Genomic DNA, 17,442 nt, shown 5'->3' on the forward strand with positions numbered 1-17,442 from the left:
TATTGGTTCACTCCCCCATCACAAACTGTTTGCTGAAACGCACGTCGCCTTCGACGAGGTCGTGCATATCGTTGATATCGTGGCGCAGCAGCAGCGTGCGCTCCATGCCCACGCCGAATGCGAAGCCGGTGTAGACGTCGGGATCAAGGCCAGCGGAACGCAGCACGTTCGGATTGACCATGCCGCAGCCACCCCATTCGATCCAGCCGGGGCCACCCTTCTTGTCGGGGAACCACAGGTCCAGTTCGGCGCTGGGCTCGGTGAACGGGAAGTAGCTCGGGCGAAGGCGACTCTTGGCCTCTGGACCAAACATCGAAACGGCGAGCTTGTCGAGTACACCCTTGAGATCGCCCATCGTCAGGCCCTTGTCGACGGCCAACGCCTCGCACTGGTGGAAGACGGGCGTATGCGTCGCGTCGAGTTCATCAGTACGGAACACGCGACCAGGCGAAGCGATATAAAGCGGCACGCCACGGGTCAACAGTGCGCGAACCTGATCGGAGGAGGTCTGCGTGCGCAGAACCATATTGGAACCCACGAATCCGGCGGCGTCCTTGGCCTGATTGCCCTTGACGTAGAAGGTATCCTGCATCTGACGGGCAGGATGGTCGGGGCCGAAGTTCAGCGCGTCAAAGTCGTACCACTCAGTCTCCACTTCGGGGCCCGCGGAAATCTGCCAACCCATGGAGATGAAGAGGTCTTCAACGTCCTCCATCAGTTTGGGCAGCGGGTGACGGGCACCCAGTGGTTTGCGGTTGACCGGCAAAGTCATGTCGACGGTTTCGGAGGCGAGTTGACGCGTCTCTTCCGCGGCTTTGACTTGAGCTTCCTTGAGTCCATAGGCACGTCCGAAATCGGCACGCAGCTTGCCCATAAGCTGGCCGGCACCCTTCTTCTCGTCCTTTGGCAAGCCTCCGATGGCACGGCTAGCCTGAGTCATCGCTGACTCAGCCCCGGCGTACTCCGTCTTGATGGCTTTGAGCTCCTCCATGGTGGAGGCACTCTTAATTTTCGAGATGCCTTCGGAGACCGCATCGGTCACCGCTCCGGCATCGAATGATGCACTCTGTGCCACGAGTACCCTTTCCTTCAATTTTTCCAAACCTTGAAACGTTGGGATTACACGCGCAAAAGTCATGAATCACAAGCGTTTACAGCCTTTTCATTGTTTCAATATGACTCGACATAGCGCCGTGTCCGTTTGAGCTTACTGTCACGCAATAAGGAAACCGGTTTTAGCGACGTTGTGCAGCGTCGCGAGCCATGGCAAGCGTAAAAAGCATCACCGAAGTGCTGGTCGCAAGATTGAGCGATTCGGCTTTGCCATACAGGGGTATCGAGACGATGCGCTGCACACGTTCCAGCACATCATTCGGCAATCCGCGAGCCTCATTGCCGAACAAAATCGTTTGAGAAGAATCTCCACTTTGGCCATGTTTATTGGACTTCGGATATTGCTCAATTACGTCGATCAGCGATTCCGGCTTAATGCTTTCGGTGCCGTAGACGTCAGCGGCCATTACTTCACGATGCTGTTCTTCTGTCCATGCAAAGAATTCATCAGTACTCATCGTCACCACCGGCAGATGGAACAAAGAACCAGCCGTGGAACGGATGACCTTCGGATTGAATCGGTCGACACAATCGTCCACGAAAATCACCGCTCGGCATCCGGCGGCATCGGCGGAACGAATCACCGTTCCCGCGTTTCCGGGGTCGCGTATCTGCCAGAATGCGGCCACCGTATCGCCAGATTGAAAGGAATCCGACTCGCTTCTAGTCGATACTGAACTTGCGCTAATCTCATTTTCGCTTACTTCGGCACCGGTCAATAACTCTGTTCCCCGGGTGACAACATTATGAACGACTTTCGCATCGTCAACGTCACCGGCCGTGCCTTGCTCAAACGTTTGAGCCATGCGGTTCTCTATGGTTTCCAGATTGCCGACCGCAACGATACCCTGCGCATCCGTGCTTATACGATGCATGACATCGCCGGTCACCTGATGAATATATAGTCCCTGTTCGTAGGCCTCACGAGAAATTTCCTTGACCACTGGCGAAAGCAACCCTACCTGCCGCTCGTCCATCTGTACATAGCAATCCTCGACCGCATCAGGCATCCACCGCACGATTTCCCGCACCGATTGCGGCCCTTCGATAAGGAACTTTCCAGCTTTCTTGCGGCCCTTGGGTTTTTCAAGTTCCGCGACACGTTTCACCCGTTCGGCTTTGGGATTATCAATAATGTGCTGGTTAAAAGGCATAGCTCATACTTTACGCGAAGTCATTGCCATTGATTCAAGCAGAATAGTTCACGCGAGTTTGACTTGAGCAACCAGCGGAGGTTTATACGAAATCAGATATCAATCAACTTCTAACGGTTTGGAGTCCCTTCAACACCAATCAGGCTGTCGTTTTCACCCGCCAAAGAAGGTGAAGGTGCCGGCTACAGCGGCGATGATCAAGGAAACCGTCGGAACGATGGCGCAGACGATCACAAAGGCCCAATCTCGTGGATTGACATGACTGACACGGGCATGGGTTCTGGGGATGTCACCTCCGAATCCGCGGGCTTCCATGGCGGTCGCCAAAGTCGTGGAACGGCGAATGGAAAGAACCAGCAGAGCGAAGGTCTGCGGGAAGAACGCCTTGACCTTGTTTTCATCGCCCAAACCGCGGGAACGGCGCGAGGCGGTGAGCGCGGCCCAATCGTCACGAAGCACTGAGAAAAGGCGCATACCAGCAAGTCCGCCGTAGACGAAACGATCCGGCAGATGAAGAATCTGGCTGAAGGAATCGGCCAAGTCTGTGGTTTCTACGCCAAGAACCGCAATAATGGCCGGAACGCCCACGGCCAGAATACGGATGCCAGTAGCGAGCGCCAACATCGCCGAACGGTCGGTGACAGTGATCATCGCCCAATGCCACCAGACTCGGCCACCTTCCTTACCGTATAGCAGGACGGCGAGCGCCGAACCGGGCGCCCCGATGAACACAGGCCACGTAGATTTGACCACCCGCCAAGGCGACAGACCGATGCAGGCAAGCAAAATGAACTCAAGCAATAGCGCGACGCTTGCCGAAACCCAGTCGAGGCTGAAAATCAAGGGAAGCGCGGCAATAAAGCCACCCAGCATTCTGAACGTCGGGTTCAACGAAGCGAGAAATGGCGAACGGCTGGACTGGCGTTCCTTTTCGTCGCGTTCATTGACCGGGCTCACCGTAATAGCGGTATCGCTTCTTGTAAGATTGACATCCGTCATATGCATCGAGCGGACACCTTCAGCATCGCCTTGCGCCTGCAACTCGATGACACGGGCACCCAAAGCCGTGACCAAATCTCGGTCGTGAGTGACCACGATGACGCTTACACCGTCACCACGCAGGGAATGAATCAGCGAGACGATCTGCATCCATGTACGCCTGTCCTGCCCGAACGTGGGTTCGTCAAGAATAATGACGCGAGGGGCCGCGGCAAGTGATGCGGCTACCGTCAGGCGGCGCTTCTCGCCACCGGAAAGCGTATAAGGATTGACAGAAGCATATTGCGAAAGCCTGAAGCGACGCAGCAACGCCATGGCCTTTTCCTTTGCCTCTGCCTCCGGAATGCCGGTACGCAAAGGGCCCAACATGACCTCGTCAAGAACGCTACCGCGCGCGAACTGATGCTCAGGATTCTGGAAAACGTAGGAAATCCGAGCTGCCAGTTCCGTCGATTTCCAATCCATCGGCGAATTGCCACTTGTACCCTGGGAGAGTGCTGGAGAGGCTTCAACGTTTCCTGCTACAGGTTGCAGAAGCCCTGCCAACGTCAATGAAAGCGTAGATTTGCCGACACCATTGCGACCAACCAACGCCGTGATCTGCTCGGCGGCGAACGACACGTTGATATGCTCGGCTATGGCTTTGCCGTTACGACCGATGGCCAGGTCTTTGGTCGAAAGCAGCGTCTTGCCATCGCCAAGTGCCGGATCGCTGTTCGGTTCGTCATCAGTATGAATACGGTGGATTTCGTCTTCCGGACGTCGGTATTTATCCGGCATCCAGATACCAAGCGCGGCAAAGTCAAGATCACGATTGCCGAACACCTCGTCAGGTGTACCGTCCGCGACCACAATGGTTCGTCTGAACCCGCTGTGGTCGATTTCCGCATCCTCGCCGACCTGAGTAACACGGGCCTTCACCTGGTCATCCGATTCCAACCCGAGAACTATGACTCTGTCAATAAGCTCAATCCACGGACCAGCTCGATGCTCGACCAAGAGCATGGTCGCCTTGGTATTATGCAATACATCAGTGACGGCATTGATAACCTGTTCGACGCCTTCCGGATCAAGATTCGCGGTCGGCTCGTCAAGAAGCAATGCCCCCGGCTGCATGGCCAAGGCCCCAGCCAACGCAAGCCGCTGCATCTGCCCGCCGCTCAAGTGCATGGTAGAACGGTGCAATTGCAACCCTTCAAGGCCGACAGCAGCAAGGCTTTGTTTCACGCGCTCCCAAATCTCAGGACGTGGCACGCCCATATTTTCAGGACCGAACGCGACATTGTCGCCAAGCCTTTCAAAAATCGTCTGGGCGTCAGGATCCTGCAACACGAGTCCAACACGACCGTGGGCTGCAGCGGCCGGGACGTCATCGACAAAGACGCCTCCCTCGGTGACCCCGCCTTCGGAATCCTCAACGGCGACGACTTCACTCGCGTCATTCTGCCCGGCCTCGCTCGTGGGTTCCGCTGCATCACCGCCAAGCAATCCCGAAGCACCTTCGAGTATCGTCGATTTGCCGATGCCCGAGGCGCCAAGAAGGAGCACGTGCTCACCAGGGCGAATGTCAAGATTCAGACCGCGTACGGCGAAATGTCGGCGTGAGGCATGGCGATAGCCCCAATGCTCGAAACGGATCGAGGCAGGCAGCACTTTGGGGGAAACGTTACCGATTGATGATTCCGCATTTCGCAAAACCATTTCATCGCCAATATCAGGAGCTTCCGAGGCATGCTGTTGTGCATCGTCGCCTTTTCGGCTATTGGCTACCTTCGATTGCTTGCCTTGCATACGTTCCCCCATCAATGCCTCAAAATTCTACCTGATACCACTCACTTGGAGGATGCACGAACCTGACGGCCTGAAGCGAACTTGTCGATGGCACCGGTTTTGGCGATGGCGATATAGAGGTACCACATCAGTACTCCGGCCACCAGTCCGCCAGAAATAATGGTGGCCACGAGATACCAGAGTCCATAAGCACCCATCATATTGAAACCTTGCAGGTGAGTAAAGAAGGTATAGGCCCAGCAGCCGATGGCGGAGACTACGCCGGAAAGCGTGACTGTGAGAAGGTTCCAGACTTTATACGCCACGCAAAGGAACACGACTTCTGCACACAGCCCCTGTACCAGCGCAATCAGAAACGTTTCCATGCCGCCCCAGGAATTGCCGAGCAACGCTTCGAGCACACCTGCAACGACTTCAGCGTATGTTGCGGCGCCGGGCTTACGCACGATGACCGCGGCGAGCGGGCCAGCGAAAAGCCAGAATCCGTTCATCAGACCGCCGAGACCGGGAATGAGGGCATCCAGAGGCGAGCCGATGGGACCGTATAGCAAGGCGGCAGCCCAGTAGACGAATGTACTGACGACACCGATGACTGAAGCGACGGCGATATCGACGACGCGCCAACGAAGGTTTGGTTTGGTTGCGACGGTTGCTTGATTCGATGATGACATGATTTGTGCCTTTCCAAGGTGCGCACCGCTTATCGGCGCGCATACAAGGCACGGGAAAAGAGAGACGTCCGTGCGCCGGCATTGTCCGGACTCACGTTCATTCGGTCGAGGATATTCCTCATCTCAGCCATCTGCCAGATTGCGCCGGTAGACAGCCCCCGTGTCAATTCGCCATCTTAGAGCAATCCCCTGTCATTCCCCAGCCTTGGGCCGTGTGGGCCGGTGATATACAATGTTCGGGACGCTCCTTGGCCGCTCGGCCGTGTCTTACGCCCGAACATCGCATATCCCCGTCCCACACTCTCACAGAGAAATTCAACTGACAGAGGTTGCGGGAGGTAGCTCACCAGCGAATAATCACTTCGCGAGTTTGTCTAGGATCAGGGCCTCAGTGAGGACGTTGTTTTTGAGGCTTGTCAGGTCGACCGACTCGTTGGGGCTGTGAGCGTTGCCCTTCGGATCTTCGGGGCCGGTGACCAGAACTTGGGCATTCGGGAAGATGCGTTGCAGTTCGGGGATGAACGGGATCGAGCCGCCTTCGCCCTTGTTGATGGGATCGACGCCGAATGCTTCGCGCATCGATTCCAGAGCGTCCTGAGTGGCTTCCGCATTGGGATCCATGCTCCAACCCATGCCGGTATCGAGCGTGGAGACAGAAACTTCGGCTCCGAACGGGGCATGGGAGCTCAGGAAGTCGGTGACGGCCTTGGCCGCGTCTTCTGGGCGCTGGTTCGGCGCGGTGCGTATGGACAGGCGGAAGCGGGTCTCGTTGGCGATGACGTTGAAGGAGCCATCCACCGGGTGCGCGTCGAAGCCGATGACGGAAATGCTGGGCTTGGTCCACAGACGTGAAGCCAACGAACCGGTGCCGGCGAAACGATAGGAATCGACCACCGAGGAATCGGCCCGTACGCTGGCCTCGTCCAGGTCACGCTGGAGTCCGCCGACAGGGTCTCCCCCCTCGAGTCCCGGAATATTGAGCGAACCGTCTTCGTCATACATTGAGGCAATCAGGATGGAAGACAAGGTATTCGTGTCGAGAATCGGACCACCAAACTGGCCGGAATGCACCGGATGCTCCAACGCCTTGACTGTCACATCCAAATCGGTATTGCCTCGCAAACTGGTGGTGAGGCTGGGAATCTCAGCACTCCAGTTGCCGGAATCGGCCACAATGATGACGTCGGAATCGAATTCGTCCTGATGCGCCTCGATGAAGGGAATGAAGCTCGGCGAGCCCATCTCCTCCTCGCCTTCGATGAAGACCTTGATATTGACCTTCAGATCGTCGCCCAATGCGTGCAACGCACCGGAATGGATGGCAATGCCACCGCCGTCGTCGGTCGCGCCACGTCCGTAAAGGCGACCGTCGATTTGCGTGGCCACAAACGGATCGGTGTTCCACGCGGAAGGATCCGGAACCGGCTGCACGTCGTGATGCGCGTAAAGCAACACGGTCGGCGCATCGGTGTCAACAATCTTGGAACCTACGACTTCGAACGCTCCCGGAGTGCCGTCAGGATTCTTGGATTGCACCACTTTCGCGTCCACACCGCGTTCTTTGAGCTCATCAGCCACGAATTGCGCCGAGCGACGCATGTGCTCGCCAGTGATGCCCTCGGCCGAAATGGATTTCAGCGCGACTTTCCTGCTCAACAGATCGACAACGCGATCAAAATCGGCGTCGACGCGCGAACGCAATTCTTCCTTGCTCAATGTAGCCATGTCATGCTCCTTGTCAAACGTGTTCATTCACCTCGATAATCACACAGACCCGAGAAAAACGCGAAAAATCGCTGAAAAATGCGTCAATCCCCTATATTTCTGTGTCTTTGCGCGTCGAGGCTTGCCCGTAGTCTCAAACCATGACATGGAATCCCTTCAGCAAGGACAAAGATAAGGAAGCGGCGCAGAAATCCGTCGATTCCGCATTGAAAGAACCTGAGGAACAGGAAGGCAAAGGCCGTCCTACACCCAAGCGCAAGGTCGCCGAGGAACGCAACCTCCATCCCATCGTTCCCAAGAACCGTAAGGCCGATCGGAAGGCCGCCAAAGAACGGATCAAGAAAAAAGAGGACGAACAGTACGATGCGATGCGTACCGGCGATGTGGCACATATGCCCCGTCTCGAACGCGACCCGGCGCACATCTACGCCCGAGATTATGTCGATGCCCGTTTCAATCTTGCCGAATACTTCATCCCGGTCATTTTCGCCGTCATGATCTTCGGCATCATCATCGCCTTCAAGTGGCCGGCGCTTTATACCCCGATACTTATGCTCTCTTACGTATATCTGATCGTTGCGGTCATCGACATCTTCGTGATGTGGCACGGCCTCAAAAAGAAGCTCATCGAGAAGTTCGGTGAAAAATCCGTCGGCAAAGGCTCACGCATGGGTTCCTACGCTTGGAGTCGAGCCCTTCAGCTTCGTCGTTGGCGCGTTCCAAAGCCATCGTCGAAGAAGCGAGGCAACTGGCCGAAGTAAATCAGCCCGCGTTTACGATTTAAAAGAAAAATGCCTTCACAACATTCCCAGAATGTGTGCGAAGGCATTTTTCGTTTATAGAGTTGCCGCGCTCGTCATTCTTCGTTTCACCGTTATTATTGAGTTAATCAAAACTTGGAGCATCATGCAGAATACACATATTGACATTGCCATTATCGGCGGCGGGCCCGGCGGATACGCCACAGCATTACGGGCCAGCGAGCTTGGGCTTTCGGTCGTTCTGATTAATCGGGAGGATCGGCTCGGAGGCACCTGTCTCAACCGCGGGTGCATCCCGTCGAAAGCCCTCATCACCGCAACGCGGGCAATCCACAATGTCGACGAAGCCAAACGTATGGGTATCAACGCACATGTCGAGAGCATTGACTTTGCCAAACTCACGGAATTCAAGAACGGTTCCGTCAAGGCAATGACGGATGGCCTTGCTTCGTTGCTTGCCGCAAGAAAGGTGACGGTTATCAAAGGTGAGGCTTCGATTGTCAAGAACCATTGCGTAAGAGTAAAGCTTAATGAAGCAAAAGGAGACGACGCTTCCATCGAAATCACCGCCGACAATATTGTCGTAGCCACTGGCTCACGTCCACGGCCATTGCCAAATCATCCTTTCGATGATGCGATAATCGACTCGACTCAAGCTCTCAACCTGCCGCAATTTCCCAAGTCCGCGGTCATCATCGGAGCCGGAGCCGTTGCCGTCGAATTCGCGTCAATGTGGAACGCAGCAGGTGTTGATGTGACTCTGCTGATCCGCCACGAACGGGTCCTCTCACATACGCATCGCCGCACTTCAATGGCACTGACCCGTGCGCTGACCAAAGACGGGGTGCGTATCGTCACCCATAGCCATGTGGCCAAGATTGAAAAATCGGCAAACACGCACGGAGCAACCGTCAGTTATTCCACCGACAAGGATGAAACCACACATCAAGTCAACGCTGATGTGGTATTGGTCGCCATCGGACGCGATCCCAATACCGATGCCGCTTGGTTTGGAAATGCCGGCATTGAGCTAGTGGAAAACGGGCTAGTAAAAACCGATGCCTACGGACGTACCAGCCAACCCGACATCTGGGCATTGGGAGATATCTCGGAAGGCCCAGCACTCGCCTATCGCGCGTTCGAACAAGGTATCGTCATCGCCGAATCCATCGCCGGTCTCAACCCAAAACCGGTCGATAACGCCACGGTTCCCGAGGTCGTCTTCTCAACCCCGGAATTCGCGAGTGTGGGATTAACAATGGAACAGGCGAAAGCCGACCCCACTGTCATCGGCCCCAAAGAGACCGCCTACCCGATGATGGGCAACGCCCGCATACTTATGAGCGGAGAGACCGGGTCCATGTCGGTGATTACTGGAAGTCATGCCGACAAAGCCGATACGCCCGTTATCTTAGGTGTTCACATGCTCGCCCCGGACGCAGGCGATCTGATCGCAGAGGCCGAGGAGCTTGTCGGCAATCGCGTGCCGCTCTCGAATGCCGCACGCCTCATCCATCCGCACCCCACCTACAGTGAAGCTTTCGGAGAGGCGCTGCTCAAGGCCGATGGACGACCGCTACACACCAGATAGAACAACCAGATATATTACGTATTACCAAGATGAAGACGCATCAACATGCTTTGCGTCGCAACCACTCCCTAAAATCAAGACTTAGTTTGTTCGTGCTCGAAAATACAAGTGAGGAAGTCGATGGCCAAAGAGAAAAAGGCGAAGAAAGACAAGAAAAAAGGCCCAAAAGTCATCAATCAGATGCGCCAAATCTACAAGTACACCTATGCGGAGGACAAATCCCTTCCTTGGCTTTTGGCAGGAGCATTCCTGCTGCCGATCATCATCGGCGTCGTAGCCGGGCTGTTGCTCCATTGGGGCTGGCTGACGTGGATTTTCATGATGATTCTGCTCGTAATGCTCGGTGTGCTGTTCCTGACCATGACCCTGACCAATCGGGCAGACAAAGTAGGCTATGCCAAACTCGAAGGGCAGCCAGGCGCCGCCATCAGCGTGCTCGGCAACATCAACAAAGCCGGCTATAGCTTCCCCCAGACCCCAGTCTGGATCGATCCGAAAACCAAAGAGGCAATTTGGCGCGGAACCGGCTATAACGGCATCTACCTTCTGGCCGAAGGTAGCACTAATCACACGAAACGGCCGATGGAACGTCAGAAGCAGTCCATCAAGGGCGTAACCGGCGGAAGCGATATCCCTGTTTTCTGCATTTCCGTAGGTACCGAAGAAGGACAGGTCAGACTCAAGAACCTGCGAAAGACGGTGCTCAAATGCAAGAGCTATGAGCCTATCGAGCACAAATTCGCCATTATGAATAAGATTCATCCCCGTCGTCGTTTCGTGCTCACCAAGGACGAACTCGAGACTCTCAATGGCCGTCTGCGTACTCTCCAGGAAAAGCGTGGTCTCGGTATTCCCAAGGGCATGGATCCCACTCGCCCGCAGCACATCAGCCGCAGAGCCATGCGCGGCCGCTGACCTCATCCTCTCGTGACCAAATTACGAGAGGATTTTTTATATCTCTTTTCCCTGATAATTTAATGAATTTCAATTGAAAATCACTGTTCGAAACATGTTCGTAACTCAATGAGCGACCTCTGGAAACTCATTACCTTACACTTAGACATTGTTAGTACAACGAAAGGAGCGGTCCATTGACTGCACTCGAAACGAAGGAAGACCTCGAAGCCCTCATCAACACGGAAGGTGTGGAATACATTTCCGTACGCTTTACCGATCTTTTAGGTGGACAACAGCACTTTACTGTGCCTGCCAGCGAATTCCTCAAGGATGCGTTCACTGACGGCGAGCCGTTCGACGGATCGTCCATCCGTGGGTTCCAGGCCATCCAGAACTCCGATATGAAGCTCGTGCCCGATGTCTCCACGGCTTTCCTGGACCCGTTCCGCAAGCACAAGACGCTCGTCGTCTCGCACTCCGTGGTCGATCCGATCACCATGGAACCCTATTCCCGTGACCCGCGTCAGGTTGCGGCCAAAGCTGAAGCCTACATCAAGTCGACCGGCGTGGCCGACACTGCTTGCTTCGCGCCTGAGGCCGAGTTCTTCCTCTTCGATTCCGTCCGCTATGAGAACACGATGCAGCGTTCCTTCTATGAGGTCGATTCCGTCGAAGCGCCATGGAACACCGGTGCCGAAGTCGAGGCCGACGGATCGGCCAACATCGGCTTCAAAAACCGTGTCAAAGGCGGCTACTTCCCGCCGGCTCCGCAGGACCACAACCAGGATCTTCGTGACGACATGGTCGCCAACCTACAGAAGGTCGGCCTCATCCTCGAGCGTAGCCACCATGAGGTCGGAGGCGCCGGCCAGCAGGAGATCAACTACCGCTTCAACACCTTGCAGCACGCTGGCGATGACCTGCAGAAGTACAAGTACGTCGTGCACGAGACCGCTTTCGAGGCCGGCAAGGCCGTGACCTTCATGCCCAAGCCCATCGCAGGCGACAACGGCACCGGTATGCACTGCCATCAGTCACTGTGGAAGGACGGTAAGCCGCTCTTCTACGATGAGAACGGTTACGGCGGCCTTTCAGACATCGCCCGTTGGTACATCGGCGGTCTTATCAAGCACGCTTCCTCGGTACTAGCCTTCACCAACCCGTCACTCAACTCCTACAAGCGCCTGGTTCCCGGATACGAAGCCCCGACCAACCTCGTCTACTCGGCTCGTAACCGTTCGGCCGCCATCCGCATCCCGTTCGCCGGCACCTCTCCTGCGGCCAAGCGCATCGAGTTCCGCGTCCCCGATCCTTCCTGCAACCCGTTCCTCGCCTTCTCGGCGCAGCTGATGGCAGGTATGGACGGCGTGTTGAACCACATCGAGCCCCCGGCTCCGGTTGACAAGGACATCTACGAGCTGCCGCCAGAGGAGCTGGACAACATGAAGCATGTCCCCGCCTCCCTCGGTGAAGCGATGGACGCCCTCGAGGAAGACAACGACTTCCTGACCGCCGGCGATGTCTTCACCACCGACCTTCTCGAGACCTGGGTCTCCCTGAAGCGCGACGAGATCGACCAGCAGCGTCTGGCTCCGACCCCGCTCGAGTACGAGCTCTACTTCAACTGCTGAGCTTGTTTTTATACCGCAATAAAATGCCTGTCACTTCACTGAGGTGGCAGGCATTTTGCTGTTCTGCCGTTGTTCTCTACAGATATTCAAAATCACAGAAAAAGGGCATTTTTTGTTTCTTAAGATACGGAATACTCTCTACTCATTTTTTATTTATCTTTATAACGATGCTTTCCAAGGCATTATGCGCTGAAGTAGCGATGATATGACACAGCGGAGTAATGTATTTACATCGACGAGAAGATTACTGCAATGCTTGCGAATCAATAAACCCCGCTGCAGCGAAAGCCCGAGCATAAATCGAGCGAATGGTATCTTGCTTGCGCTGGTTATAATCTGACACCATGCTGGTATGAGTATGATTTGCAGCTTCACGTTTCACCGAAATATAGAGGTTCCGGTCCTTGGCATTATGCCGAAGCCAATTACGAAATATGAGGTGTCGCATGGCTTCAGGGGACCCGACCGACCACACATGCAGGTTACATGCCGGATCATCACTGCGCAACATGCGATGCTCGTACCACCACGGTTCACGAATTATCAAATGGAATCCCAGCTTCTCGAGTGCAGGAGCATACGTTTGTTCATCTCCTGAATCGGCAACGGTAAGATCGATGTCAATCACCGGTTTTGCCGCAAGCCCCGGCACTGAAGTGGAACCGATATGTTCGATGGCCAAAGCCCGAAAACCGAGCGCATGAACGATAGTCGCACGCAACCGGTCAAACAACAACGGCCATGATGGATCGTAAGAGACCACAGCAACATCACGCCGTGGCTCCACACCTTCGATAAAAGGCGATTCGCCTTGGGGCGCGGGGGCATCATCAAAGGCTACTATCGCTTTACGGAATGCTGCTGAACTCCATTGTCCACCAGAATCGTCACCAACATCGTTTCTTCTTTTATCTCTCATAGCACAGTCTCTCTCGCCGTCGAATTAATTCACAAACCTTCATAATAATAAGCATGGCGAAAATGTCTATATTGGACAATTCTTTAAACTTGAATGATTTTCTACATCATCGATTTATTCGCATTTCATAGATTTCGAAATATTGCGCTTTCATTGCATTAATTGTGTCGCCAAATCCTTGAATACACCGGCAACCGGGGTTGAGGCAAGGGAACCATCAGGATTGAGGACAGCCGGACGGCCAGAATCGTCGATTTCGCGGATCTCGGGCTGCAGAGGAAGCTGAGTCAGGAGGGGGACCTTGTAGCCCAATGCTTCAGTGAGTTGGTCGGAAACACGCTGGCCCCCGCCTTCGCCGAAGATGTGCAGACGTTCGCCCTTATGGTCGAAATAGCTCATGTTCTCCACTACACCGCGCACCTTCATCGGCACCTGCAGCGCGACCAGCCCGGAACGCACGGCGACATCAGAAGCGCTGGGCTGCGGAGTGGTGACCACCACCAACTCGGCGTTGGGCAATGCCTGGGCCACGGAAATGGCCATATCTCCGGTGCCGGGAGCCAAATCGAGCAACAGTACGTCAGGACTGCCCCACCATACGTCGGCAAGGAACTGTTCAAGCGAACGCTGCAACCGTGGGCCACGCCAGAGGATCGCTCGGTCGGCTCCGGCGAACATGCCGATGGAGATCATCTTCACGCCCCAGGCAACCACCGGCATCAGCATGCCATTCAAATCGGTTGGGCGGGAATGAACACCGAACAGGGACGGCAGGGAGAATCCGTAGATATCCGCGTCGATGGCGGCTGTGTCATAACCCAAAGCCGAGAAGGTCGCGGCAAGATTGGCTGTGACCGAGGATTTGCCCACACCGCCTTTGCCAGAGGCAATGGCGAAGATGCGCGTTCTGGTGCCAGGCTTGTTGAACGGGTTCTGGCGGCGTTCGGCCTTGAGCTCGCCCACGAGCTTTTCCAGCTTCTCGCGGCTCATCGCGCCGATTTCGATTTTCGGCGTCAGCTTGGCATCAGGGTAAGTGAGCACGGCCTGCTTGATACGTTCGCTAATGGTCTTGGAAAGCGGGCAGCCAGGAACTGTGAGTTCGACGTGAACAGTGACATCGTAATCGTTATCACCTGTATTCGATTTGACGGCATCGACAGCGGGAATCATGCCCAAATCTGTGACGGAACGCCCCAATTCAGGATCGATGACATGACTCAGGCGCTCGTAGACCTGCTGTTCGATCTGCCGTTCAATCGTCTCGCCCTGCGCCATAGTGTCTTCCTTCCGTAACGACCACATTCCACTGTATCGTTTCTGCACACGGCACGCCAGTATTTTCGCTGTACATTGCACGACAACAGAACGTATCGTCCAAAGTCCAACGTTTCGAGATGCTCAGCTTTTGTCTCCCGGCTCGCCGGTCTCAAGCAAAGTCGCGAACTGCGCTTCGTTAAGCATCGGCACGCCAAGCTCTTCCGCTTTGGCTTCTTTGGAGCCTGCGTTCGCCCCGACGACGACGTAATCCGTTTTCCTGCTGACCGAACCGGCCGCTTTGCCGCCACGTTCGACGATGGCTTCCTTGGCGGATTCGCGGCTATAGCCTTCCAGAGATCCAGTGACGACCACAGTCTTGCCAGCCAAAGTCTGCGGCAACGTATTTTCCTCGACACTCTGACCGACACCGGCGGCTTTCCAGGCCTCGAGAATCTTGCCACGCCAGTCCCCTGGTTTACGGGCATGAGAGAACCATGAGACCACAGATTCTGCGATTTCCTGGCCGATTCCGTCAATGGCGACCAAATCGTCCACACTTGCATCGGCGATGGCATCCAACGAGCCAAAGTGATTGGCAATCAGACGCGCGGTCGGTGGACCGAGACGACGAATCGAAAGTGCCACAAGCACGCGCCAAAGATCGGCCTGCTTGGCCTTGTCGATCTCCTCGAGCATCTTCTTGGTGTTCTCCCCCGGACGCACGTAGACCGGCTGTTCGCTGATACCGTTGCGCGTCTTGCGTCGTTTTGAACCGATGACCACGGCATCTGCCGGCACATCGTAGTCGGGATAGCTGCGCTGCTGGCGTTGAAGCTGCGTCTCGGATTGTGATTGGTCTTCCGTCGGTGTGGTTTGCGCATCTTCGACATCAAGAGCCGGCTCATCCGTTACCTGAGTTTTCGCCGCAGCCTTCTCTTTTTTCGCATCGATCGGAGCCGTCCAGAACGCCGGAACTCGATGCCAAAGGCCCGAACCGCCACGGTTTTTGCGGCGCCTGTGCTTTTTACCTTGTTCATCGACGTGCTCGCTGATCTCGATGATGGCGGATTCTCGCCAGACCTCGACATCTTTCAAATCATTGGCATTGAGGCTGAACACACCGGCTTCACTGGTAAGCACGGGCTTCTGCTTGGTCGGCAACTCGAGTCCTGCCGCAGGTTCGTAAGGTTCGGGTTCCTCGCCAGGCCCGACTTCGATATCACGCAGATCTGGCGCATAGGTCGCAACCGTTTCCGGCCGGTTCTCCTCCGGATTGGTCAAGGCGATGGCGCTCTGCTCCCCCAGATGCTCGATATCCAGGGCCTTACGACTGGCCAGGTTCATGACACGCTGCGTGAACTGAGCCGGGCAGCTTTCCACATTCGGACAGCGGATATCCTTGTCACCCTCCTTGGCCGGAGCCAATTTGGCACCGCAGGACGGGCAGTGTTCGGGCATGACGAACTTACGCAACTCGCTTTCGTGGCCTTTGCGACGTTCCAGCACCGGTCCGACGATTTCGGGGATGACATCACCGGCCTTGCGTACCACGACGGTGTCGCCGATCATCACGTTCTTGTGTTTGACTTCAGAAGGGTTGTGCAGGGTCGCGGCAGCTACTGTGGAACCGGCGACATAGACCGGTTGAAGCACGGCAACCGGCGTGACACGTCCGGTGCGTCCAACCTGCACGATGATATTGAGCAGCTTGGTGTTGACTTCTTCAGGCGGGTATTTATAGGCGATGGCCCAGCGAGGTGCTCGAGAGGTAGCGCCGAGCCTGCGCTGCAACGCCAGGTCATCTACTTTCACCACGATGCCGTCGAGAGCGTGTTCGATGTCCCCACGGTGCTCACCGTAATAATCGATCATGTCGAGAATCTGATTGAAGCTCGTGATCTCGCGGTTGTGTGGAGAGACCGGAATCCCCCACTTCTTATAGAGGTCGTAAGCTTCAGACTGGTCGTTGACGGCGTCGTGCCCCTCGTTGGCACTGCCGGGCGCCCATTGCAGTAGCCCCAAACCATGCGCGTAGAAACTCAAGTGACGGGATGCCGTAATCCGAGGATCCTTCTGACGAAGCGAGCCTGCAGCCGCGTTGCGAGGATTGGCAAAGGGCGCTTTGCCTTCATCTTCGTTCACTTTGTTGAGCTCGTGGAAATCGTCCCAGCGCATGAACACTTCACCGCGAATCTCGACAAAACGCGGAATATCCTCGCTCGCTCCTTGAAGATTTTGCGGAATCGATGCGATGGTGCGCACGTTGGTGGTGATGTCCTCGCCGGTCGTGCCGTCACCACGCGTCAGCCCCTGTTCCAAAACGCCGTCACGATAGAGCAGATCAAGGGCCAGACCGTCGATCTTGACCTCACAGGTCATCGGCAAAGGCTTGCCTTCTGGCCATTCCAACGCTTTGAGCACACCCTCGTACCATTCCTTGAGTTCGGCGATGGAAAACACATCGTCCAAGCTGAGCATCTTCGAAGGCAACGTAACATCCGGGAATTCGTTGGAGAATGTACCACCGACTCTGTGGGTCGGCGATTGAGGGTTGTCCAAAGCCGGGAAATCGTCCTCGAGGGTCTGCAAACAACGAAGGAATATATCATAAGCAGCATCAGAGGAAACTGGGTCCGAATCGATATAATAAGCTATTTGGTCGCTTTCCACCCACGCGGCCACCCGCGCCCAAAGTCGCGCCGCAGCCTCGCTGGTGAGCTTGGAAACATCGAGTTTACTGAGTCGAGCAGCGTCGGCATCGGTATGCTGCAATGCAGCAATCCATTCCAGAGAGCCGGGCTCATATTGGGCGGCACCAATGTTGTCACCGACTTTGGGCTTATTGCCTTCAAAATCCCAAGCCAGTTGGTCTCCTTGGGACGTTGCCTTCGCTGTGTCTTGTTCCGCTTTCGGTTTCGTCGACTTGACCATGT

Annotated in this window: 12 protein-coding genes and 1 riboswitch; of the genes, 4 read left to right on the forward strand and 8 right to left on the reverse strand. The window is 55.5% G+C overall.

Annotated elements, in window-relative coordinates; translation table 11 throughout:
- Positions 1–7 precede the first annotated feature (7 nt).
- The 5 genes from pheS to OZX70_RS05135 form a co-directional block, all read right to left on the reverse strand.
- The gene (gene pheS, locus OZX70_RS05115) at positions 8–1,075 is read right to left on the reverse strand and encodes a phenylalanine--tRNA ligase subunit alpha (RefSeq protein WP_277179572.1); all 1,068 of its coding nucleotides are present in this window, start codon (positions 1,073–1,075) and stop codon (positions 8–10) included.
- Between the two features lie 160 nt (positions 1,076–1,235).
- Positions 1,236–2,267 (reverse strand): RNA methyltransferase, encoded by a 1,032-nt coding sequence (locus OZX70_RS05120; RefSeq protein ID WP_277179574.1) that lies wholly within the window; start codon positions 2,265–2,267, stop codon positions 1,236–1,238.
- 153 nt (positions 2,268–2,420) lie between these two features.
- On the reverse strand, positions 2,421–4,967 hold the full coding sequence (locus tag OZX70_RS05125; RefSeq protein ID WP_277182112.1) for an ATP-binding cassette domain-containing protein: 2,547 nt from the start codon (positions 4,965–4,967) through the stop codon (positions 2,421–2,423).
- A gap of 131 nt (positions 4,968–5,098) precedes the next feature.
- Entirely contained in the window at positions 5,099–5,728 is a 630-nt protein-coding gene (locus OZX70_RS05130) for an ECF transporter S component (RefSeq protein WP_277179576.1), read from the reverse strand.
- A 49-nt stretch (positions 5,729–5,777) separates the two neighbouring features.
- Positions 5,778–5,900, reverse strand: a riboswitch (TPP riboswitch).
- A 185-nt stretch (positions 5,901–6,085) separates the two neighbouring features.
- Entirely contained in the window at positions 6,086–7,453 is a 1,368-nt protein-coding gene (locus OZX70_RS05135; RefSeq protein ID WP_277179579.1) for a dipeptidase, read from the reverse strand.
- A 140-nt stretch (positions 7,454–7,593) separates the two neighbouring features.
- Between OZX70_RS05135 and OZX70_RS05140 the strand changes: the two genes are divergently transcribed.
- The 4 genes from OZX70_RS05140 to glnA all read left to right on the forward strand — a co-directional run bounded on the left by OZX70_RS05140 (position 7,594) and on the right by glnA (position 12,333).
- On the forward strand, positions 7,594–8,214 hold the full coding sequence (locus OZX70_RS05140; protein ID WP_277179581.1) for a DUF3043 domain-containing protein: 621 nt from the start codon (positions 7,594–7,596) through the stop codon (positions 8,212–8,214).
- Between the two features lie 145 nt (positions 8,215–8,359).
- Positions 8,360–9,805: a dihydrolipoyl dehydrogenase gene (gene lpdA / locus OZX70_RS05145; RefSeq protein ID WP_277179583.1), complete on the forward strand. Its 1,446-nt coding sequence runs from the start codon at positions 8,360–8,362 to the stop codon at positions 9,803–9,805.
- 120 nt (positions 9,806–9,925) lie between these two features.
- Positions 9,926–10,720 carry a DUF4191 domain-containing protein gene (locus OZX70_RS05150; protein WP_277179585.1) on the forward strand — a complete coding sequence of 265 codons (795 nt, stop codon included), beginning with the start codon at positions 9,926–9,928 and terminating at the stop codon, positions 10,718–10,720.
- 176 nt (positions 10,721–10,896) lie between these two features.
- Positions 10,897–12,333, forward strand: coding sequence for a type I glutamate--ammonia ligase (gene glnA, locus OZX70_RS05155; RefSeq protein WP_277179587.1), 1,437 nt, complete (start codon positions 10,897–10,899; stop codon positions 12,331–12,333).
- Positions 12,334–12,577: 244 nt separating this feature from the next.
- On the opposite strand, the gene OZX70_RS05160 is transcribed toward glnA, so the two are convergent.
- The 3 genes from OZX70_RS05160 to ligA form a co-directional block, all read right to left on the reverse strand.
- Positions 12,578–13,252: a GrpB family protein gene (locus OZX70_RS05160; protein ID WP_277179589.1), complete on the reverse strand. Its 675-nt coding sequence runs from the start codon at positions 13,250–13,252 to the stop codon at positions 12,578–12,580.
- A gap of 150 nt (positions 13,253–13,402) precedes the next feature.
- On the reverse strand, positions 13,403–14,527 hold the full coding sequence (locus OZX70_RS05165; protein WP_277179591.1) for an Mrp/NBP35 family ATP-binding protein: 1,125 nt from the start codon (positions 14,525–14,527) through the stop codon (positions 13,403–13,405).
- Between the two features lie 123 nt (positions 14,528–14,650).
- Complete coding sequence (gene ligA, locus OZX70_RS05170; RefSeq protein WP_277182113.1) at positions 14,651–17,440, reverse strand: NAD-dependent DNA ligase LigA; 2,790 nt, start codon at positions 17,438–17,440, stop codon at positions 14,651–14,653.
- Positions 17,441–17,442: the final 2 nt, after the last annotated feature.

The organism is Bifidobacterium sp. ESL0732 (assembly GCF_029395535.1).
In the GTDB taxonomy this organism is placed as follows: Bacteria; Actinomycetota; Actinomycetes; order Actinomycetales; family Bifidobacteriaceae; genus Bifidobacterium.

Bases quoted from the DNA above. Each gene is read 5' to 3' on its own strand.
- OZX70_RS05135 (WP_277179579.1), bottom strand. From the start codon at position 7,453: ATGGCTACATTGAGCAAGGAAGAATTGCGTTCGCGCGTCGACGCCGAT.
- OZX70_RS05165 (WP_277179591.1), bottom strand. From the start codon at position 14,527: ATGGCGCAGGGCGAGACGATTGAACGGCAGATCGAACAGCAGGTCTAC.
- OZX70_RS05160 (WP_277179589.1), bottom strand. From the start codon at position 13,252: ATGAGAGATAAAAGAAGAAACGATGTTGGTGACGATTCTGGTGGACAA.
- OZX70_RS05130 (WP_277179576.1), bottom strand. From the start codon at position 5,728: ATGTCATCATCGAATCAAGCAACCGTCGCAACCAAACCAAACCTTCGT.
- OZX70_RS05125 (WP_277182112.1), bottom strand. From the start codon at position 4,967: ATGGTTTTGCGAAATGCGGAATCATCAATCGGTAACGTTTCCCCCAAA.
- OZX70_RS05140 (WP_277179581.1), top strand. From the start codon at position 7,594: ATGACATGGAATCCCTTCAGCAAGGACAAAGATAAGGAAGCGGCGCAG.
- ligA (WP_277182113.1), bottom strand. From the start codon at position 17,440: ATGGTCAAGTCGACGAAACCGAAAGCGGAACAAGACACAGCGAAGGCA.
- lpdA (WP_277179583.1), top strand. From the start codon at position 8,360: ATGCAGAATACACATATTGACATTGCCATTATCGGCGGCGGGCCCGGC.
- OZX70_RS05150 (WP_277179585.1), top strand. From the start codon at position 9,926: ATGGCCAAAGAGAAAAAGGCGAAGAAAGACAAGAAAAAAGGCCCAAAA.
- OZX70_RS05120 (WP_277179574.1), bottom strand. From the start codon at position 2,267: ATGCCTTTTAACCAGCACATTATTGATAATCCCAAAGCCGAACGGGTG.